Source organism: Streptomyces armeniacus, assembly GCF_003355155.1.
Taxonomy (GTDB): domain Bacteria; phylum Actinomycetota; class Actinomycetes; order Streptomycetales; family Streptomycetaceae; genus Streptomyces; species Streptomyces armeniacus.
Map to the genome: position 1 here is coordinate 3,410,683 of NZ_CP031320.1, position 20,469 is coordinate 3,431,151.

The 20,469-nt window shown below is 71.0% G+C and carries 19 protein-coding genes; 11 read left to right on the forward strand and 8 right to left on the reverse strand.

The window, feature by feature from the left end:
• Positions 1–97: 97 nt before the first annotated feature.
• From DVA86_RS14660 to DVA86_RS14670, 3 genes are all read right to left on the reverse strand, one after another.
• Positions 98–901, reverse strand: coding sequence for an aminotransferase class IV (locus DVA86_RS14660; RefSeq protein ID WP_208878760.1), 804 nt, complete (start codon positions 899–901; stop codon positions 98–100).
• A gap of 194 nt (positions 902–1,095) precedes the next feature.
• Positions 1,096–1,509 carry a PIN domain nuclease gene (locus tag DVA86_RS14665; protein ID WP_208878762.1) on the reverse strand — a complete coding sequence of 138 codons (414 nt, stop codon included), beginning with the start codon at positions 1,507–1,509 and terminating at the stop codon, positions 1,096–1,098.
• On the reverse strand, positions 1,506–1,754 hold the full coding sequence (locus DVA86_RS14670) for a type II toxin-antitoxin system VapB family antitoxin (RefSeq protein ID WP_208878764.1): 249 nt from the start codon (positions 1,752–1,754) through the stop codon (positions 1,506–1,508). The genes DVA86_RS14665 and DVA86_RS14670 overlap by 4 nt, the downstream gene beginning before the upstream one ends.
• A gap of 268 nt (positions 1,755–2,022) precedes the next feature.
• Between DVA86_RS14670 and DVA86_RS14675 the strand changes: the two genes are divergently transcribed.
• The 3 genes from DVA86_RS14675 (at position 2,023) to DVA86_RS14685 (ending at position 5,402) form a co-directional block, all read left to right on the forward strand.
• Entirely contained in the window at positions 2,023–2,475 is a 453-nt protein-coding gene (locus DVA86_RS14675) for a hypothetical protein (protein WP_208878766.1), read from the forward strand.
• A 7-nt stretch (positions 2,476–2,482) separates the two neighbouring features.
• Positions 2,483–3,214 (forward strand): hypothetical protein, encoded by a 732-nt coding sequence (locus DVA86_RS14680; RefSeq protein WP_208878768.1) that lies wholly within the window; start codon positions 2,483–2,485, stop codon positions 3,212–3,214.
• Positions 3,215–3,293: 79 nt separating this feature from the next.
• Positions 3,294–5,402 carry a thioredoxin domain-containing protein gene (locus tag DVA86_RS14685; RefSeq protein WP_208878769.1) on the forward strand — a complete coding sequence of 703 codons (2,109 nt, stop codon included), beginning with the start codon at positions 3,294–3,296 and terminating at the stop codon, positions 5,400–5,402.
• Positions 5,403–5,495: 93 nt separating this feature from the next.
• Here the strand turns inward: DVA86_RS14685 and DVA86_RS14690 are convergent, their stop codons facing one another.
• Together DVA86_RS14690 and DVA86_RS14695 are read right to left on the reverse strand one after the other, a co-directional pair.
• Positions 5,496–6,119, reverse strand: coding sequence for a TetR/AcrR family transcriptional regulator (locus DVA86_RS14690; protein ID WP_208878771.1), 624 nt, complete (start codon positions 6,117–6,119; stop codon positions 5,496–5,498).
• 5 nt (positions 6,120–6,124) lie between these two features.
• Positions 6,125–7,672 carry an MFS transporter gene (locus DVA86_RS14695; RefSeq protein ID WP_208878773.1) on the reverse strand — a complete coding sequence of 516 codons (1,548 nt, stop codon included), beginning with the start codon at positions 7,670–7,672 and terminating at the stop codon, positions 6,125–6,127.
• A 224-nt stretch (positions 7,673–7,896) separates the two neighbouring features.
• On the opposite strand from DVA86_RS14695, the gene DVA86_RS14700 reads away from it, so the two are divergent.
• Positions 7,897–9,108 carry a pyridoxal phosphate-dependent aminotransferase gene (locus DVA86_RS14700; RefSeq protein WP_208884696.1) on the forward strand — a complete coding sequence of 404 codons (1,212 nt, stop codon included), beginning with the start codon at positions 7,897–7,899 and terminating at the stop codon, positions 9,106–9,108.
• Positions 9,109–9,262: 154 nt separating this feature from the next.
• Positions 9,263–9,673 carry an SCO4983 family protein gene (locus tag DVA86_RS14705; RefSeq protein WP_208878774.1) on the forward strand — a complete coding sequence of 137 codons (411 nt, stop codon included), beginning with the start codon at positions 9,263–9,265 and terminating at the stop codon, positions 9,671–9,673.
• A 118-nt stretch (positions 9,674–9,791) separates the two neighbouring features.
• Here the strand turns inward: DVA86_RS14705 and DVA86_RS14710 are convergent, their stop codons facing one another.
• The gene (locus DVA86_RS14710; RefSeq protein WP_208878776.1) at positions 9,792–11,615 is read right to left on the reverse strand and encodes a phosphoenolpyruvate carboxykinase (GTP); all 1,824 of its coding nucleotides are present in this window, start codon (positions 11,613–11,615) and stop codon (positions 9,792–9,794) included.
• A gap of 400 nt (positions 11,616–12,015) precedes the next feature.
• On the opposite strand from DVA86_RS14710, the gene trhA reads away from it, so the two are divergent.
• Entirely contained in the window at positions 12,016–12,813 is a 798-nt protein-coding gene (trhA, locus tag DVA86_RS14715; protein ID WP_208878778.1) for a PAQR family membrane homeostasis protein TrhA, read from the forward strand.
• A gap of 72 nt (positions 12,814–12,885) precedes the next feature.
• A complete protein-coding gene (locus DVA86_RS14720) occupies positions 12,886–13,434 on the forward strand; it encodes a Uma2 family endonuclease (RefSeq protein ID WP_245997631.1) in 549 nt (182 codons plus the stop codon).
• A 4-nt stretch (positions 13,435–13,438) separates the two neighbouring features.
• On the opposite strand, the gene DVA86_RS14725 is transcribed toward DVA86_RS14720, so the two are convergent.
• A complete protein-coding gene (locus tag DVA86_RS14725) occupies positions 13,439–14,953 on the reverse strand; it encodes an N-acyl-D-amino-acid deacylase family protein (RefSeq protein ID WP_208878782.1) in 1,515 nt (504 codons plus the stop codon).
• A 16-nt stretch (positions 14,954–14,969) separates the two neighbouring features.
• The gene (locus DVA86_RS14730) at positions 14,970–16,268 is read right to left on the reverse strand and encodes an alanine racemase (RefSeq protein ID WP_208878784.1); all 1,299 of its coding nucleotides are present in this window, start codon (positions 16,266–16,268) and stop codon (positions 14,970–14,972) included.
• 171 nt (positions 16,269–16,439) lie between these two features.
• On the opposite strand from DVA86_RS14730, the gene DVA86_RS14735 reads away from it, so the two are divergent.
• The 4 genes from DVA86_RS14735 (at position 16,440) to DVA86_RS14750 (ending at position 20,449) form a co-directional block, all read left to right on the forward strand.
• On the forward strand, positions 16,440–17,594 hold the full coding sequence (locus DVA86_RS14735; protein WP_425470984.1) for a sugar kinase: 1,155 nt from the start codon (positions 16,440–16,442) through the stop codon (positions 17,592–17,594).
• Positions 17,591–18,337 (forward strand): IclR family transcriptional regulator, encoded by a 747-nt coding sequence (locus DVA86_RS14740; protein ID WP_208878786.1) that lies wholly within the window; start codon positions 17,591–17,593, stop codon positions 18,335–18,337. Before DVA86_RS14735 ends, DVA86_RS14740 begins: the two co-directional genes overlap by 4 nt.
• A 70-nt stretch (positions 18,338–18,407) precedes the next feature.
• On the forward strand, positions 18,408–18,818 hold the full coding sequence (locus DVA86_RS14745; protein WP_208878787.1) for a RidA family protein: 411 nt from the start codon (positions 18,408–18,410) through the stop codon (positions 18,816–18,818).
• A gap of 161 nt (positions 18,819–18,979) precedes the next feature.
• Positions 18,980–20,449 (forward strand): GntP family permease, encoded by a 1,470-nt coding sequence (locus DVA86_RS14750; RefSeq protein ID WP_208878789.1) that lies wholly within the window; start codon positions 18,980–18,982, stop codon positions 20,447–20,449.
• The last annotated feature ends 20 nt before the right edge of the window (positions 20,450–20,469 follow it).

The window sequence follows — 20,469 nt, forward strand, 5'->3', positions numbered from 1 at the left end:
CGCGTGAAGGCCGCCACGGCCGCGTCAACGCGGCGTCAGACCTCCGCGGCGTGATCTCCGCCGCGTCAGATCTCCGCCGCGTCAGATCTCCGCTGCGTCAGATCTCCTCAAGGCGGACGGACTCGTACGCGCTCCGCAGCTCCCGCAGCGCCGGGTGCTCGACGTCGAACTCGATCCCGTCGACCGAGGCGATCGGGCGGATGCCGAAACCGGCGTTGGTCGCGAACGCGGCCTCCATCCCGGACAGTTGCTCCACGCCCAGCTCCTCCGTGCGCTGAGCGCCGGAATGGTGCTCAGCGAGCAGAGCCGTCGTGACACCGGGCAGGACGTCCGCGGCCGGCCACACCAGGCTGCCACCCCCGAAGAAGCCGACGTTCCACGTCGGACCCTCCGCCACGACGGGCCGGTCCGGAGGCCCCTGCGTGAACAGGACGTCGTTGAACCCGTCGCGCTGAGCCAGCCCCCGCTGGTGCAGCGCACCGAAAAGCCCGGTGTGCTTCACCGCCGGCACCTCCCGGCGGTGCGGCGCGGTACGCACGCGCAGAGGCGGCAGCGGCGCGAGCCCCGCCGCCCGTGTGGTCACCAGAAGCCGGGGCCGTGCCGCGGCTCCCGGTCGCTCCAGCCCGAGGCCGGGATCGCACACCGTGACCCGCGCGGTGACCGGATCGGGGGCGTCCGCCAGCGCCTTCCGCAGGTGGGCGCGTACCTGCTCCGCCTCCAGATCGGCACCGAAGACCGTACGGCAGTCACGCCGCAACCTCTCCAGATGCAGCGAGAGCCCGCGCACCCGCAAGCCCTCCACCCGCATGGTGGTGAAGTGCCCGTAATTGACCATGGCCAGCGCCCGGAGGCAGTCGGACTCACTGTGTTCCGCCTCGGCGGCAGCGTCGCTCGGTTCCATAGGGAGGCCCATCTGTGAACGCGGCGCGGCGCACCACACCGCGCCGGGCGATCTTACCGCGGCCCAACACGCCATCCGTCCGGCCCCGTTCCAGGGCTGTCACATGGCCCGCCTGTGCCGTCATGTGCTCGAGCCACTCCCGGAGTCCTCGGTTACCGAGCGGACCCGTGGAGCGGTAGGCGCCGGGCGAGCAGTTATGGTCGGGCGCTGTCCGTGAGCCTTAACGTGGCTTGGCCGGTGTGCCGGGCGATGGTCTCGAAGTCGCGGTCGCAGTGCAGGAGGATGAGGTCGGACAGTTCAGCCGCCGCCGCGACAAGGAGGTCGACGGGCCCCGCGCTGCGGTGCTCGCCGTGATCGACAAGAATCTGCTGAACTTGCAGGGCCCGCCGGAATGCGCTGTCCGGGATCGGCGCCCAGCCGTAGAACCCACTCAGATACTGCTGGATCTGCTTGTGATGTGCGGATGACCGTGCGGAGCGAAGAACTTCTATCTCTGTGATCTCGCACATGCCGGCCAGCCCGGAGTCCAGCGCTTCTCCCCACCCCCAGGCGTCCGCGCCGTGTCGAAGGAAGCGGGCCACCGCTGAGGTGTCCGCAAGGTATTTCACGCGGCCTGACCCTGGTCACCGCCGACGGTGGGGCCGGGGCGGTAGGTGATCTTGTCTGCCAAGGCGTCGAGGTCCAGCGCCTCGGCGGCGATCCGTTCCGCTGCCATGCGCGCCTCGTGCCGCTTGACCCGGTCACTGACCTCGCGCAGGGCGCGGTTGACGGTGTCCTTCTTCGTCTTGGTGCCGAACGCGTCCTGCGCTACAGCCAGTGCGTCTTCGTCGATCTCGATCAGTGTCTTGCCCATGGGACCCCTTCTGTGTATATCCAAAATCTATCATGGATACAAAGGAGTGGCTCATTTCGCATCGAACTAACGACCGTAGCCGCTTTATGAGGGCCTGGAAGGCTTGTCAAGTAGGGCACGGAAGGGCTTATTCGAGTCGGTGTGTGTTCGTGGCGTGTTCGACCAGATGCGCCTGTTTGCCATGACCTCCAAGAGTGTTGCTCTGCGTCCCCGACCGATCGCAAGCTGTGGTGGTCGAGGGTGAAGGCGTACCGAGCGAGGGGGAGCAGTGGCCGCAGAACTGGATGCGATGGCACTGGCCGTGCCTGCAGCGAGCGCCCTGGTGACCGAGATCGCCAGGGGCGGCTGGGAATCCTTACGCGGAGCCATGGCCCGATTCTTGAGGCGAGACGGGGAGACCGCGGCGGACCGGCAGATGGAACTGCTTGACGATGCGGCGCAATCTCTCGCCGGTGCCACCGAGACAGATCGCGACGAAGTACGCCGACAACTGGAGCAGCGGCTCGTCCTGCAGCTCGCCGCCTACTTGGACCGCTACCCGGACATGGACGACGAACTGGCAACCCTTCTGCCCGCCCCGCAGAATCCGCCCTTGGCCGACACCCCCACACTGAGCGCGCAACACAACAGCGGTAGTCAGATCGTGCAGGCGCTTGGCGACGTGGACGCGGGCAGTGGAGGCATCAACTACGGTGTTCCGCCGCGGAATCCGGGGGCTTGAACGGGCCGTGACCTCAGTTACCACACATACCGGCAATTGGGCACACGGCGGCGGCAACCACGCCAGCAACAACACCAACTCGACGTTGCTGCAGGCGGGGCGGGACATCAATCTGCACCAGCAGGAGCCATTGCCCACCGAGTCCGTGCCTCAAGAGGAACTCAACGCTGTCCGCCACGCCTGGGTCGCCGAGGACGAGGAAGGCAAGCAGATCACCACTGCTCCCGAAGCGCTCGCGAAATTGGACCGGGGCGAGCATGTGGTCGTGATTGTCGGTCCGCCTGGTACAGGGAAGTGTGCAGCGGGACTGCGCGCTCTGTCCGAGTTGCGTCCCGTACTGCCTGGAGACGGTGGGCCGAGGCTGCGGTTGCGTCTTGAACACGTGCTTCCCGACTGGGAGTCGGTCGAGAAGGACAAGTTCTTGCTCCCCGCCGAGCCCGGCCGCGGTTACCTACTCGACGTATCGGGTGAGAGCGGGCGCTGGGGGGAGCCGGAGCTCGCGGCCAAGAAGTTTCTGTCCCCGCACACCAGTTGGCGTGCCTTGCGCCTGATGCGCCGGGCCCGGAAGCACGCTACACCGCCGCGTCGGCTTTCGTTCGACGTCGCCTGGCGGCAGTCGCGGGTACGACGCCACCCGGGCGAGGCGCACTATCTCCTGCATGGCCACGACGGCAACCCCGACCACACAAAGATGCCGTCCTTCACCCAGGATCCCGACGGGGGGAAGCGACGACCATGATCGGCGAGCAGGCCACTTCCGTCCGCGTCGGGCGGCGCGGGGTCTGAACGGTGCTGCGGCGGCGTGAGAGGCTGGCCGTATGAACCGGTTGGCTGGTGCGAGCTCGCCTTATCTGCTGCAGCACGCGGAGAACCCCGTTGACTGGTGGCCGTGGGGACCGGGTGCCTTCGAGGAGGCCAAGCGCCGCGACGTGCCCATTCTGCTGTCCGTCGGCTACTCCGCGTGTCACTGGTGCCATGTGATGGCCGACGAGAGCTTCGCCGATCACGTGACCGCGGAGTTCCTCAATCAGCACTTCGTGTCGGTCAAGGTCGACCGTGAGGAACGGCCGGATGTCGACGCCGTCTACATGGAGGCCGTGCAGGCCGCGACCGGGCACGGCGGCTGGCCGATGACCGTGTTTCTCACGCCCGGGGCCGAGCCGTTCTACTTCGGCACCTATTTCCCGCCGGAACCGCGGCACGGCATGCCGTCGTTCCGGCAGGTACTCGAAGGAGTACGCGTCGCCTGGGCGGAGCGCAGGGACGAGGTGGGCGAGGTGGCCGGCGGGATCGTGCGGGATCTGGCCGGGCGCGGCATCGCGTACGACCGGCCGCTGCCGCCCGGCGCGGAGGAGCTGGGCGCCGCGCTGCTCGGGCTCACCCGGGACTTCGACGCGTCGCGCGGCGGGTTCGGGGGCGCGCCCAAGTTCCCGCCCGCGATGGCGCTGGAGTTCCTGCTGCGGCACCACGCGCGCACCGGCTCGGAAGGCGCGCTGCAGATGGTGCGGCAGACCTGCGAGGCGATGGCGCGCGGCGGGATCTACGACCAGCTCGGCAGCGGCTTCGCGCGCTACTCCGTGGACGCGGAGTGGGTGGTCCCGCACTTCGAGCGCATGCTCTACGACAACGCGCTGCTCTGCCGCGTCTACGCACACCTGTGGCGCGCCACCGGCTCCGCCCTCGCCCGCCGCGTCGCGCTGGAGACCGCGGACTTCCTCGTACGCGAACTGCGCACCGAGCACGGCGGCTTCGCTTCCGCGCTCGACGCGGACAGCGACGACGGCACGGGACGCCACAAGGAGGGCGCGTACTACGTCTGGACCCCCGGTCAGCTCGCCGAGGTGCTGGGGGAGGACGACGGAGCGTACGCGGCCCGGCTGTTCGGGGTCACCGCGGAGGGGACGTTCGAGGAGGGCGCGTCGGTGCTCCGGCTGCCGCCCTCCGTGGCGGACCCGGAGGGGGACGCCGGGACGGAGCCGGAGGGGGACGCGGACGCGGGCCCCTTCGACGACGCGCGGGCGGCCTCCGTACGGGAGCGGCTGTTCGCCGCGCGCGCGGGGCGGCCGCGCCCCGGGCGGGACGAGAAGGTCGTCGCAGCCTGGAACGGGCTGGCCGTCGCCGCCCTCGCCGAGACCGGCGCCTTCTTCGGCCGCCCCGACCTGGTGGAGGCCGCCACCGGAGCCGCGGACCTGCTGCTCGCGGTGCACACGGACGAGCGCGGACGGCTGTTCCGCACCTCACGGGACGGCGTCGCGGGCCCCAGCGCGGGCGTGCTGGAGGACTACGGCGATGTCGCGGAGGGGATGCTGACGCTCTACGCCGTCACCGGCGAGAGCGCCTGGCTCCAGCTGTCCGGCACCCTGCTGGAGGCCGTGCTCCGGCACTTCACGGGCGAGGACGGCACGCTCTACGACACGGCGGACGACGCCGAGCGGCTGATCCGCCGCCCCCAGGACCCGACCGACAACGCCACCCCCTCCGGCTGGACGGCGGCGGCGAACGCCCTGCTGTCCTACGCCGCCTACACCGGCAGCAGCCGCCACCGCGAGGCCGCCGAACGGGCGTTGGGCATCGTCAAGGCGCTCGCCGCCCGCGCACCGCGCTTCATCGGCTGGGGACTGGCGGCGGCCGAAGCGGCGCTGGACGGGCCGCGCGAGGTCGCCGTCGTCGGCGCTGACGGCGACCCGGCGCGGGACGCGCTGCACCGTACGGCGCTGCTCGCGACGGCACCCGGCGCGGCGGTGGCCGTGGGGGAGCCCGAGCAGGGACCGGAGGGAGAGCGGGAGCGTGAGCAGGAGCCGGTGCCGCTGCTGCGCGGGCGGCCGCTGCTGGAAGGGCGCCCGGCGGCGTACGTCTGCCGCGGCTTCACCTGCGACGCGCCCACCGCCGAACCGGACACCCTGGCGCACGCCCTCGGCGCGGACTGACCCGCGTACGTACGTGCCGGTCCACGCCGTGCCCGCGTACGTGCGCGGCCTGAGCGCCGCGGCTCAGTGCTCCGCGGCTCAGTGCTCCGCGGTTCAGAGCGTCAGGCCGCGCTCCAGCACCAGCAGCGCGTGCGACACCCGGTCGGCGAGCTCGCCCTCCAGCCCGTGCTCCATCCAGTGGTACATCGCCTCGGTCAGCGCACCCATCACCGCACCGGTCACGACCCGCAGCTCCATGTCGTCCTCCGGCCGCCCGGTGCGCTCCGACAGCACGCGGATCAGCAACCGGCTGGTCACGGCGGTGTGTTCGGTCATGCGGGCGCGTACGGCCGGCACGTCCCGGATCAGCAGCATGCGCTGCATGGCCTCGGCGTTCTCCCGTCCGTCCAGTTGACGGGACAGGATGGCGCAGAGCGCCTCGCGCAACGCGGTCACCGGCGGCTCCTCCGGCGGCCGCTGCGCCAGAGCCTCCGCGATCAAGGGGTCGTACTCGTCCGTCAGGACGATGTCCTCTTTGGTCGGGAAGTACCGGAAGACCGTGCTGGGCGAGACCTCGGCAGCCTCGGCGATCTGGTCGACGGGCGTGGCGTCGTAACCCTGCTTGCAGAAGAGCTTGTAGGCGGCCTGCCGGATCGCCTTACGGGTCTGGATCTTCTTCCGTTCCCGCAGCCCTGGTTTCCGGGAGGTGACGGCAGGTTTCGTACGTGCGGCGGTCATGGCTTTCATTGTCCGCCATCCCTGTCCACCGGGGCCATGTCCATGCCGTCTGTGACGGATTTCGACCCCGGGCGCCGGTTCGGCAGCAGCAGCGCGACAAGCACCGCCGCGGCCAATGAGGCGAGTGCGCACACCACCAGCACCAGGCCCATACCCTGCAGGAACGCCGAACGGGCCGACTCGGCCACCGCCTCCGCACCCAACCGCTCGCCCACCGCCTGCGCGCCGACCACCGAGTCGCGGGCGGCCGCGGCCGCGGCGGACGGCAGACCGTCCGTGTCCAGCCGGCTCTCGTACGCGCCCGACAGCAGACTCCCCAGCAGCGCGACGCCGATCGCGGCGCCCATCTGCCGCATGGTCATCAGCAGTCCGGAACCGCTGCCCGAGCGGTCCGGCGGCAGCGTGGACAGCGCCGAGTCCATCGCCGGCACCATGGCGAAGCCGACACCGAGACCGGTGACCGTCAGCCAGCCGGCGGTGAACGCGTACCCGTCACCCAGCTCCGTACGGGCGCCCAGCAGCGCCGCGAACGCCAGCGTCAGCAGGCCGCCGCTGACCACCGGCCGCGGGCCGAACCGCGCGGCCAGCGGGCCCGCGCCGCGGGCGGCGACCAGCAGGCCCGCCATCATCGGCATCAGCCGTACGCCCGTGCCCAGCGCGTCGTAACCGAGCACCGCCTGCAGATACTGCGGCAGTACGAACAGCAGCCCGCCCATCACGAGGGTCACGAGCGTCGCGGCGACGGTGTTCCACAGGAAGCCGCGGTGGGCGAGGAGTTCGAGGTCGAGCATCGGGTGCGCGGCCTGCCGCTCGCGCCGCGCGAGCAGGGCGATCAGCGCCGCGGAGGCGGCGAAGCACCCGAGGACGAGGGGGTCGGCCCAGCCGCGCTCGGGCGCCTCGATGATGCCGAAGACGAGCGCGCCCAGCCCGGCGACGCTGAGGACGGCGCTGACCGGGTCGACCCGCGGCGAGTTCGGGTCGCGCGTCTCGGGCAGCAGCAGGGCGCAGGCGACGATGCCGAGGCCGGCGAGCGGCAGATTGATCAGGAAGATCGAACCCCACCAGTAGTTGTCGAGGAGCCAGCCGCCGATGACGGGGCCGAGCGGCATCCCGGCCGCGACGGCGGCGGTGATGACGCCGATCGCCTTCGTGCGTTCGGCGCCCTCGAAGAGGGACGGCACGACGGACAGCGCCAGCGGAGTCATCAGCGCGGCGCCCAGGCCCATGCCCGTACGGGCGGCGATCACCCATGCCGGGGTGTCCGCGAGGGTGCCGGCGAGCGAACCGGCGAGGAAGACCACGAGCCCGGCGATCAGCATGCGGCGCCGTCCGAAACGGTCGCCGAGCAGTCCGGCGGGCAGCATCGTGGCGGCGAACACGACGACGTACGCGTCCACGATCCACTGCATCTCGCCGGTGTCGGCGTCGAGTTGGGCGGCCATCTCGGGCAGGGCGACGTTGAGGATCGTCAGGTCGAAGCCGAGGACGAGCATGCACGCGCCGAGTGCGCCGAGGGCCCACCAGCGGCGCGGGTCGGGTGCGGGGGTCGTCATGGCTGCCTCCGGGTGAGAGCCGGTGTGTCCGTCTGGAGCGGCGCTTGCTGACAGTAACTCGAAAAAAGGAGTGACTGTCAATATTCAGCGACTGGCGACTATTCCGTCTCCCGGCTGACCGTCCCGCGGCCCGTGCCCGGCCCGTACCCCGAGTGCCACTGAGGAGGCCCGGGGTGACCGAAAACACCGGGCGCGCCGGGCAGGCCCCCCGTACAGTGGCGAACATGCAGGTGATCCAGTCGACGAAGCTCGCCAATGTCTGCTACGAGATCCGGGGCCCGGTGCTCGAGGAGGCGACCCGGCTCGAGGCGGCAGGTCACCGCGTCCTCAAGCTCAACACCGGGAACCCGGCGGCGTTCGGGTTCGAGTGCCCGCCCGAGATCCTCGAGGACATGCTCCGCAACGTCGGAGACGCACACGGATACGGCGATGCCAAGGGGCTGCTCTCAGCCCGCCGCGCGGTGATGCAGCACTACCAGACCAAGGGCATCGAACTCTCCGTCGAGGACGTCTATCTGGGCAACGGCGTCTCCGAGCTGATCCAGATGTCCATGCAGGCGCTGCTCGACGACGGGGACGAGGTCCTCGTCCCCGCCCCCGACTACCCGCTGTGGACCGCCTCGGTCTCCCTGGCGGGCGGCACCGCCGTGCACTACCGCTGCGACGAGCAGTCCGACTGGATGCCCGATCTCGCCGATGTCGAGCGGAAGATCACCGACCGCACGAAGGCGCTCGTCATCATCAACCCGAACAACCCCACGGGTGCGGTCTACGACGAGGAGATGCTGCGCGGGCTCACCGAGATCGCCCGGCGCCACCGGCTGATCGTCTGCTCCGACGAGATCTACGACCGGATCCTCTACGACGGCGCCACCCACACGCCTACTTCGGTGATCGCGCCCGACCTGCTCACCCTGACCTTCAACGGTCTCTCGAAGAACTACCGGGTGGCCGGATACCGCAGCGGCTGGCTCGCCGTCTGCGGTCCCAAGGGGCACGCCGAGAGCTATATCGAGGGCCTCACCATCCTGGCCAACATGCGGCTGTGCGCGAACATGCCCGCGCAGCACGCGGTGGCCACCGCGCTCGGCGGCCGTCAGTCCATCGAGGACCTGGTGCTGCCCGGCGGCCGCATCCTGGAGCAGCGCGACACCGCGTACGACCTGCTCACCCAGATTCCGGGCGTGACCTGCGTGAAGCCGAAGGGTGCGCTCTATCTCTTCCCGCGGCTCGACCCGAAGGTCTTCAAGATCAAGGACGACCGGCAGATGGTGCTCGACCTGCTGCGGGCCGAGCAGATCATGGTGGTGCACGGCACCGGCTTCAACTGGCCGGAACCGGACCACTTCCGTATCGTCACGCTTCCGGCGGCGCCGGAGCTGGCCGACGCGGTCACTCGTATCGGTACGTTCCTGGACGGCTACGGCCAGCCCTGACCGGCGGACGAGGGCAGCGTAAGTCACGGTGTGTGGCCGGGTGTTACCGTACGTTCCCCGCTGCGGTCGATTCCCGGACGTTCACTGATTCGGGTCAACTTTAGACATTGTCTAAGCTAGGATGGCTTCCCAGAACTTGCCAGGAGGCCATCCCATGTACGAACCGATCCGCAACCCGTCGGTCCACACCATGGCCGAGACGGATGTGCCGCACCGTTCCCGCGACGAAGAGCTCGACATCCGCCTCGCCGGGCATCTGACCGCGCTGCTGACGGTGACCGACGAACTGCGCGCGCTCACCCCGAGCCCCGACCTGGACGAGGCCGGTCAGCTTCTCGCGGCCCAGTCTGCGCGATTGGGCGGCGGCCGTGCGCCGCTGCGCGCGGCGCCCTCCGCGCGGAGCGCGAGCCCGAGCCACGTCACGGCACTGCACCAGCGGGCGCACAACCTCGCCGGCATGGCGCTCGTGATCGCCACCTCCCGCGAGGACGAGGCCGCGGCGGCCCTGGCCGCCGAACGCCTCGAGATCCACGCCGCGGCGCTGGGCCTGACGGCATCCGCGTGACGGCACCGGCACCGGCACCGGAGCCTCGTACGCGTACGCGTACGCGCCTCGTACGCGTACGGGCGGAAGCAGGGCACGCCCGCTCCCGCCCGTGACTCGGACCCGTACAGCCGACCCGTCAGCCCAGCCGTGCCACCAGCGCCCGGTACTCGTCCCACAGCTCCTTCGGCGTGTGCTCACCGAAGGTGTTGAGGTGTTCCGGCACCAGTGACGCCTCGTCGCGCCACACGTCCTTGTCGACCGCCAGCAGGAAGTCCAGCTCCTGCTCGGACAGGCCGAGCCCGTTCGTGTCCAGCGCGTCCTTCGTCGGGAGTACGCCGATGGGCGTCTCGACGCCCTCGGCCTCCCCGTTCAGCCGGCCGACGATCCACTTCAGCACCCGGCTGTTCTCGCCGAAGCCCGGCCACACGAACTTGCCGTCCTCGTTCTTCTTGAACCAGTTGACGTAGTAGATCTTCGGCAGCTTCGACTCGTCGGCCTCCGCGCCGATCCTGATCCAGTGCGCGAAGTAGTCGCCCATGTTGTAGCCGCAGAACGGCAGCATCGCGAACGGGTCGCGGCGCAGCTCGCCGACCTTGCCCTCCGCCGCGGCGGTCTTCTCGCTGGCCACGTTCGCGCCCAGGAAGACGCCGTGCTGCCAGCTGAACGACTCGGTCACCAGCGGTACGGCGGACGCGCGCCGGCCGCCGAACAGGATGGCGGAGATCGGCACGCCCCTGGGGTCCTCCCACTCCGGCGCGATGATCGGGCACTGCCCGGCCGGGGTGGTGAAGCGCGCGTTGGGGTGGGCGGCCGGGGTGCCGGACTCCGGCGTCCACTCGTTGCCCTTCCAGTCCGTGAGCCGGGCGGGCGTCTCCTCGGTCATGCCCTCCCACCACACGTCGCCGTCGTCGGTGAGGGCGACGTTGGTGAAGACGGAGTTTCCCCAGAGCGTCTTCATGGCGTTGGCGTTGGTGTGTTCGCCGGTGCCCGGCGCGACGCCGAAGAAGCCCGCCTCCGGGTTGATGGCGTACAGCCGGCCGTCCTGGCCGAAACGCATCCACGCGATGTCGTCGCCGATCGTCTCGACGGTCCAGCCGGGGGTCGTCGGCTCCAGCATGGCGAGGTTCGTCTTGCCGCAGGCGCTCGGGAACGCGGCGGCGACGTACTTGGACTCCCCGCGCGGCGGCGTCAGTTTGAGGATCAGCATGTGCTCGGCGAGCCAGCCCTCGTCGCGGGCCATGACGGACGCGATGCGCAGCGCGTAGCACTTCTTGCCGAGCAGTGCGTTGCCGCCGTAGCCCGAGCCGTACGACCAGATCTCACGCGCCTCGGGGAAGTGCGAGATGTACTTCGTGCTGTTGCACGGCCACGGCACGTCCTTCTCGCCCTCGGCGAGCGGAGCGCCCACGCTGTGCACGGCCTTGACGAAGAAGCCGTCGTCGCCGAGCTCGTCCAGGACCGGCTGCCCCATCCGGGTCATGGTGCGCATCGACACGGCGACGTACGCGGAGTCGGTGATCTCGACGCCCAGCGCGGACAGCGGCGAGCCGAGCGGGCCCATGCAGAACGGCACCACGTACATGGTCCGGCCGCGCATCGCGCCGCGGAAGACGCCGTTCTCGCCCTGGAAGATCTCCCGCATCTCGTCGGGGGCCTTCCAGTGGTTGGTCGGGCCGGCGTCCTCCTCCCGCTCCGAGCAGATGAACGTGCGGTCTTCCACGCGGGCGACGTCGGACGGGTCCGAAGCGGCGTAGTACGAGTTGGGGCGCTTGATCGGGTCGAGTTTCCTGAACGTGCCTTTCGCTACGAGCTCTTCGCTCAGCCGCTCGTACTCCGCCTCCGAACCGTCGCACCAGACGATCCGGTCGGGTTCGGTGAGATCGGCGATCTCGTTGACCCAGGAGATCAGTTCCTGGTGGCTGGTCGGGGTGGTGGTGGGAGCCGCAATGCTGCGCGCCACGATCGCTCCAGACGGTTTGAGGGTTGTACGGATATGAGCACGCATATCCGCTTCTGCGGGGTGAAACACAGCTTGCCCCTTGGGGGCCACGACCCGGATGCATTCGTGGCAACGCTCATCCGGTGCCGTTCTCGCTCATCTGATCATCGCGCGCGACGTTACATGTGTCCAGAGGGAGGCTCAGGTGAGCATCGCCACTCCTCGGGGTCCGGGGCGTTACGCCACGGAGTCGCGCGGGTTACCGGGCAGGTGACAGGCAGCGAGCGGGCAGCGGGCGGGCAGCGGGCGGTGGCCGAGTGGCGGGCGGCGGGGTTCGGCTGCCTACGGGAGCGTAGGTAGCCTGAAGGGCATGACTGCTGCCGCGCACGAGCCCGAGCGAGGATGGGCAGGACAGGGGGGCATGGCGGAAACCGACGCCTCCCCGGCCTCAGCCTCAGCGTCCGTACCGGACACGACGCCCCCGCCCCCGGCACCGGGGGAGCCGTCGTCGGAGCGGCCCGACACACAGCAGGCAGAGCAGGCAGAGGACGCACAGCACGCGCCGGACCTCCCGCATGTGCCGCCGATCAAGCCGCGGCTGCGCGGCTGGCTGCACCTGGGCATGTTCCCGGCCGCGCTGGTCTCCGGGGTGTTCCTGACCGCGCTGGCCGACACCACGGCGGGGCGCGTCGCCTGCGCCGTCTACACGCTCACCGCCTGCCTGCTGTTCGGCATCAGTGCCCTCTACCACCGCGGCGAGTGGAGCCCGCGCGTCAACGCCGTCCTGCGGCGCCTCGACCACGCGAACATCTTCCTGATCATCGCGGGCACTTACACCCCGCTGACGATCCTGCTGCTCTCCGACGGCCGCCAGCAGATCCTGCTCTGGGGCATCTGGATCGCCGCGATCGTGGGCATCGCCTTCCGCGTCCTGTGGGTCGGCGCCCCGCGCTGGCTGTACACGCCGTGCTACATCGCGATGGGCTGGGCCGCCGTCTTCTTCCTGCCCGACTTCCTGCGCAACGGCGGCATCGCGGTGCTGGTGTGCGTCATCCTCGGCGGCGTCCTCTACAGCGCGGGCGGTCTCGTCTACGGCATCAAGCGCCCGAACCCGTCACCCCGCTGGTTCGGCTTCCACGAGGTGTTCCACTCCTTCACACTTGCCGCCTTCGCGGTGCACTACGTGGGCATCTCCCTGGTGGCGTACGGCCAGACGTGACCGGGGCCGGAGCGTCGGGCGGTGCCATACCCTGGCACTGAGCCACGCACCGAGGAGGCTCCCGTGTCCCGCATGAACGCGCTCATCAAGGCATGGCACGAGCTGGACCTGCCCGACGGCCTGCACGTTGAACTCCTCGACGGCGAGCTGGTCATGCGGGCCAACCCCGGCCATCTGCACGACCTCCCGGTCCGAAACCTCGTACGGCACACGCCCGAGCCGTTCGAGACCTGGTATGAGCGCGGCCTCTTCCTTGCCGACGACTACCGCCCCCGCGCCGACGCCGTCATCATCCGCTCCGAGGACATCCCCGGGGACGACGCCGACGCCGACTGGCCCCCGCAGATCGTCCTGGCCGTGGTGGAGACCGTGTCCACGACCCCCACCGCGATCAAACGCGACTGGGACGACAAACGGCTGCGCTACGCGGCGGCGGGCATCCCGGTCTACCTGATCATCGATCCGAACGACGCCACCTGGCATGTGCTGGAACTCGACGGCAGCCAGTATGTGGAGACCGGCAAGGGCGTGTTCGGGCAGGAGATCACGTTCCCCGAGCCGATGGGTTTCACGGTGCAGACGGCGTCGTGGCACCCGTACCGGCGCCGTTCGGACGGGTAGGCGCTCAGGCCGCGGTGCGGCGGACCGACCGCCCCGCGAGGGTGTCCGTGCGGTGGCCGTCGCGGATGACGGGGCGGCCGTCGATCAGCACGTGCGGGATGCCCGTCGGCAGTGTGCGCGGGGTGTCGAACGTGGCGGCCGGGCGGGCGGTCAGGTGGGCCACGCACTCCTCCAGGGAGAGCACGCCCAACTCCCGTACGTACCGGCCCAGGTACTGCGGGAACGTGCCGTACGCGCGCGGGTGCGGCTTGTCGCCCTGGAGGATGCCGTCGCTGCCGCCCGTGTGGACGGGGTGCCGCATGATCGCGCGGACGTTCTCCTCGTGGCCCACGTGCTGGAGGATCGTGGAGCCGAGCCGGTCCTCCGTCAGCAGGCGGCGTGCGGTGGTGAAGGGCTCCTCGCCGCGTTCCGCCGCGCTCGCCGCGACCGTACGGCCGACGTACGCGTGCAGTTCCGGGTGTGAGACGCCGGAGATCTCGATGGTGTCCCACTCGATGGGCACGCCGTGGCAGCCGTCCGAGCCCTCGACCTCCATCGCGTGCCGGATGCGCCCGCTGGCGTCGTCGTCGGCCAGCCGCGACAGGATCGCGTCCGGGCCGCCCTCGCTCGCCCAGCTCGGCAGCATGGCGACGAGGGTGGTGCAGCCGGGGGTGTACGGGTACGTGTCGAGGGAGATGTCCGCGCCCGCCGCGAGGGCGCTGTCCAGAAGGGCGAGGAGCTCGGGGGCGCGGCCCTTGTTCACGCCGAAGTTCATGGTGGCGTGGGCGAGATGGAGGGCGCAGCCCGCTTCGCGGCACAGGCCGACCATCTCCTCGTACGCGGCGAGGGCGCCCGCGCCGTACGAGCGGTGGTGCGGGCAGTAGTAGCCGCCGTACTGGGCGACGACCCGGCACAGGTCGGTGAGTTCGGCGGTGGGGGCGTACATGCCGGGCGTGTACGTCAGCCCGGAGGACAGCCCGACCGCGCCCTGCTCCAGTCCCTCGGCGACGAGTTGCCGCATGTGCCGCATCTCGTCCTCGCTCGCCGGGCGGTCGTCCCAGCCGACGGCGAGCATGCGGACGGTGCCCTGCGGGATGAGGTAGGCGGCGTTGACGGCGATGCCCTGGCGGTCCAGCCGGTCGAGGTAGCCGCCGACGGAGCGCCAGTCGAAGTCGATGTCCGAACCGTCCCCGTTCCAGCCGGTGATGGCCTGCCGTACGGCGTCCAGTGTGCGGTCGTCGACCGGCGCGTACGACAGCCCGTCCTGCCCGATGACCTCCAGGGTGACGCCCTGCGCCGCCTTGGCGGAGTGGTCCGGGTCGCGGAGCAGCGCGAGGTCGCTGTGCGCGTGCATGTCGATGAACCCGGGGGAGAGGACGAGCCCGTCCGCGTCCAGGGTGTGCCGCGCGGTCAGCCGCGCGCCGCCGTCGGCGGCCGTGCGTACGGCGGCGATACGGCCGCCGTCGAGCGCGACGTCGGCCTCGTACGAGGGCGCGCCGGAGCCGTCGGCGACGCGTGCTCCGCGGATCACGGTGTCCATGTCTGCCGGGCCCCTTCTAGAAGAACGTGCGGATGAGGTCGGAGACCGTGCCGTCCGGCTCCACCAGCGGGATCAGCTGCCACTTGTCGAAGATCGTGCACGGGTGGGACATGCGCAGCCCCACCCAGTCCCCGACCTCCAGCTCGGCGCCGTCCTCCGTACGCAGCCAGGTGTGCTGGTCGGAGAGGCCGGTGACGGTGATGCCCGCGGCGGACCGTACGGAGCCGTCGCGGGCCGAGCGCACCACGTGCGCCCGGGGGAGGTGCAGGTCGTGCGCGGCGTCGCGCTTCCCGGCGTTGAGGAACGCCTGTCCTGGCGCGGGTCGCGAGACGACCTGCGTCCAGAGCGTGAACGCCGACATCAGGGCGCCCTCCTCGGGCACCCGGTTGAACGGCGTCAGCTCCTTGTAGTGGCCGTCGTCGTGCGAGACGTACGCCCCCGAGCGCAGCAGCTTCAGCACCGGCCGCGACAGCTCCGGCACCTCACCGAAGACGTCCGCGACCGCGTCGAACCAGGCGCTGCCGCCCGCGCTCAGCACGATCTCGTCGACGTCCGCGCCGAACCGCCCCGCCGCGTCGAAGGCGGCGGCCAGCGCGGCGAGCCGGCGCAGCCACGCCGTGACGCGGCCGGTGTCGGCGTCCGGCACCTCGCCCTCGTAGCCCGCGACGCCGACCAGCCGGAGCGTGTCCGCGGCGGCCACGGCGTCGGCGACGGCGGCGCAGTCGGCGTCCGTACGGGCGCCCGTACGCGCTCCCTCGCCCGCGGCGAGCTCGACCACCACGTCCACCGGGCGGCGGGCGCCGGCGGCGCGGAGGGCCTCGTCCATCAGCTCGACGCCGCGTACGGAGTCGGCGTAGCAGACGAAGCGGAAGTCGGGGTCGCCGTCCAGCTCGCCGGCCAGCCAGCGCAGCGCGGCGGCGTCCACCAGCTCGTTGGCGAGGAAGATCCGGCGGATGCCGAACGCCCGGCAGACCCGCACCTGATGCGGCACGGCGACGGTGATCCCCCAGGCGCCGTACGCCAGTTGGCGGGCGAACAGCTGCGGGGCCATGGACGTCTTACCGTGCGGGGCGAAGGCCAGGCCGTGCCGTTCGGCGAAGCCCTCGAGCTGGGCCAGGTTGTGCTCGACGGCCTCCGCCGACAGGGCCAGCACCGGGGTGGTGAAGCCGCCGGTGAACAGGTCGCGGCGGTCGCCGGCGAGCGAGCCGACGCGGCGGCCGGCGGCGTCGGGCGGCATGCCCTTGTACCGGTGGTCGACCACGTCGTCGGCGAGCGCCGCGAGCCGGTCGGTGGCGAGGTCCGCGGTGGGAGGCATGGCGGCTCCAGAAAAGATCTTGTTGCATGGAATGCAACACCCATTGCGCATAACGCTTACTGCTGTCTAGCATCCCGGCGAACACCCGGTCAATGGAGCGCGAGCCGCTCCACGATCCGGGTCAGCCGAGTCCCGGCGAGTCCAGAGCCGGAGTCCGCACCCGAAGGAGCGATACGGACCGTGACCAGCCCCCCGCACGTCGACGTCGTCTGTCTGGGCGAGTCCATGGTCACCTTCCTGCCCTCACGGCCCGGACGGCTCGCCGACGTGCCGGCGTTCGAGCGCGCCATCGGCGGCGCCGAGTCCAATGTCGCCTGCACCCTCGCCGGCGCCGGGCACAGCACCCGCTGGGTCAGCCGGGTCGGCGCCGACGGCTTCGGCGACCACCTCGTCCGTACGATCGCCGCCGCCGGCGTCGACACCGGCGCGGTCCAGCGCGATCCGCACCGGCCGACCGGCGTGTACTTCCGTACGGACGGCGAGCGGGCGACCACCGCCGGGCAGCCCGCCGCCGTACAGCCCGCCGTGCAGTCCACCGCCGAAGTCGCCTACTACCGCGCCGGATCCGCCGCGTCCGCCATGGCTCCCGGCACCGTCGACCTCGACGCCGCACGCTCCGGGCGCATCCTGCACCTCACGGGCATCACGGCCGCGCTGTCCGCCGACTGCCTGGCGCTGACCCGTACGCTCACCGCGCCGTACGAGGGCCGCCCGCTGGTCTCGTTCGACGTCAACTACCGCGTCGGCCTGTGGCGTTCACCGGCCGATCCGCGGGTGCTGCTCGAACTCGCCCGCGGCTGCGACCTGGTGTTCGTCGGCGAGGACGAGGCGGAGGCCGCGTGGGGCGTCACGGGCGGCCCGGACGCCCTGCGCGCCGCGCTGCCGGAGCCGGAGACGCTGGTCGTCAAGCACGGCGCGGAGGGCGCGACGGCGTTCGTACGGGAGGTCGCCCCGGAGCGGGGCGGAGGTGCGGCCGGTGACGGGGCCCCGGAGCGGGACGCCGCGCACGGCTCCGGCGCCGCGGACGGCCGCGCTCCCGACCGGCGCGTTCGCGTCCCCGCGCTCCGCGTCGACGTGGTCGCGTCCGTCGGCGCCGGGGACGCCTTCGCCGCCGGCTTCCTCTCCGCCACGCTCCGCGGCCTGCCGCTCCGTGACCGGCTGCGGCACGGGCATCTGCTGGCCGCAGCCGCCCTCACCGTGCCCGGTGACCTGGCCGAACCGCCCGCCCGCGACGCCGCCGACCGCCTCGTGGCCCTCGACGCCGAGGCGTGGGGCACACTGCGACTCGGCCCCGGCTGGACTACAGAGAAGGCGATCGCACCGTGAGTCAGACCGTCGACCGAGCACTGAGCATCCTGCCCCTGCTGGCGCAGGGGCCCGCCAACCTGGAGCAGGTCTCGCAGCGGCTCGGCGTGCACAAGTCCACCGCGCTGCGGCTGCTGCGCACGCTGCACGAGCACGGCATCGTCTACCGCCAGCAGGACCAGCGCTACCGGCTCGGCGCCCGCCTCTTCGCGCTCGCCCAGGAGGCGATCGAGAACCTGGACGTGCGCGAGATCGCCCACCCCCACCTCGTACGGCTGAACGAGAAGACGGGCCACACCGTCCACCTCGCCGTGTACGAGGAGAACGAGGTGCTCTACATCGACAAGGTGGAGAGCCGCTACCCCGTACGGATGTACTCCCGGATCGGCAAGCCCGTCGCGATCACCGTCGCCGCCGTCGCCAAGCTGCTCCTCGCCGACCTGCCCGAACGCGAGCGGCGCGAGGTCGCCGAGAGCCTCGACTACCCGGCGTACACCGCCCGTTCGACGCCGAACGCGGCCGCGTTCCTCGCCGAACTGGCGAAGGTACGGGAGCAGGGCTGGGCCACCGACCTCGGCGGCCACGAGGAGTCCATCAATTGCATCGGCGCACCCGTACGGGGCGCCGACGGGCGGGCCATCGCCGCGATGTCCGTCTCGGCGCCCAGCGTGGTGGTCACAGCCGACGAACTCCTCACGCTCCTCCCGCTGGTGCGCCGTACAGCCGAGGCCATCAGCGCCGACTACTCCGGGAAACCCCGGTGAGCGGCGGCCACCGGCCCCCGAAACCCCCATGCCCAGCCACAGTGATCGCACGGAAGCCAGGAACCACACCATGAGCGACAAGACAGCCCTCACCCCGAGCACCCACACCACGCCGCCCGCCGCGTTCTCGCACGGCGTGCGGAAGGGCAACATCCTCCAGGTCGCCGGGCAGGTCGGTTTCCTGCCCGCGGTCGAGGGCCAGCCGCCGACCCCCGCCGGGCCGACGCTGCGCGAGCAGACGCGGCAGACCCTCGAGAACGTACGGGCCATCCTCGAGGAGGGCGGCGCCGGCTGGGACGACGTGATGATGCTGCGCGTCTACCTCACCGACACCGGCCACTTCGCCGAGATGAACGAGCTCTACAACGCGTACTTCGCGGAGCAGGGCCTCCGGCAGCCGCCCGCCGCCCGTACGACCGTCTACGTCGGCCTCCCCGCCGGCCTCCTCATCGAGATCGACGCGCTCGCCGTCCTCGACTGAGCCGGGCACGCCCCTCACCCCCTTCACGCCCTCACCCGTCCCCACGAGCCCGGCACGGCAGCCGCCCCGCCCCCACGAGGCGCCGTGCCGCGATCCGCCCTGCCCGAACGCCAAGGAGCCCGCCACCAAGGACTCCCCCCGGAAACGAACGAGGTCTCCCCATGCTGATCGCCGCTCCAGAACCCGAGGCGCCACCGCACACAGGTGGTCTGCTGCTGCTCATAGACGGCACCGGCGGTCTGCTGACCGTTGCCGCGCTCGGCATCGCCCTGCTGCTGTACCTCATCATCAAGATCCGCCTGCAGCCCTTCGTGGCGCTGCTCGCGGTGTCCATCGCCGTCGGTCTCGCCGCGGGCCTCTCCGTCACCGAACTCTTCGGCACCGTCCAGAAGTCCGACGCGGTGTCCGTCATCGAGTCCGGGATGGGCGGCATCCTCGGGCACGTCGCGATCATCATCGGGCTCGGCACGATGCTCGGCGCCATCCTGGAGGTCTCCGGCGGCGCCGAAGCCCTCTCCGCCCGGCTGCTCGGCCTGTTCGGGGAGCGGCGCGCGCCGCTCGCGATGGGGCTCACCGGCCTGATCTTCGGCATCCCCGTCTTCTTCGACGTCGGCATCTTCGTGCTGGCGCCGATCGTGTACGCCGCGGCCAAGCGCTCCGGAAAATCGATCCTGCTGTACTGCATGCCGCTGCTCGCCGGCCTCTCCATGACGCACGCGTTCCTGCCGCCGCACCCCGGCCCGGTGGCCGCCGCCGGACTGCTCGACGTCGACCTCGGCATGGTCATCCTGATGGGCGTCGTCTGCGGCATCCCGGCCGTGCTGGCCGCGTGGGCGTACGCCGCGTGGATCGGCGAACGCGTCTTCGTCGAGGTGCCGCAGGACATGGTGGAGGCCGTCGAGGAGTCCCGTAAGGCCATCGAGGACGACCAGCGCGCCTCGGGCGTCAAGCCGGTCGAGACCCCGGCGTCCGTGGGTACGGTGCTCGGCATCATCGGTACGCCGCTGGTGCTGATCCTCGCGGCGACGTTCTCGTCCATCGCGCTGGACCCGTCCACGTTCCGCTCGGTGGTGGAGTTCCTGGGCCACCCGTTCGTCGCCCTGACGATCGCGCTGCTGCTCTCGTTCTACCTGCTGGGCATACGCCGCGGCTGGTCGCGCAAGTCGCTGGAGACCGTGTGCACGGCGTCGCTCAAGCCCGTCGGCAACATCCTGCTGGTGGTCGGCGCGGGCGGCATCTTCGGCGCCGTCCTGGCGGGCAGCGGCATCGCGGATGCGCTCGCGGACACGTTCAACGACATGGGCCTGCCCGTCATCCTGCTGGCCTACCTCATCTCGCTGGTGCTGCGCGTCGCGCAGGGCTCGGCCACCGTCGCCATCGTCACCACCGCGGGCATCGTCGCCCCGCTGCTCGCACAGGGCGACTACTCGCAGGCGCACACCGCGCTCGTCATCATGGCGATCTCGGCGGGTTCCATCTTCGCCTCGCACGTGAACGACGGCGGGTTCTGGATCGTCGCGAAGTACTTCGGGATCTCCGAGCGGGACACCCTCAAGTCGTGGACGGTGCTCGAATCGGTGCTGTCCGTCGCGGGGTTCGCGGTCGCGGCGGCGGTCAGCCTGCTGGTGTAGCGCGCCGCGCCGCGGCGAGT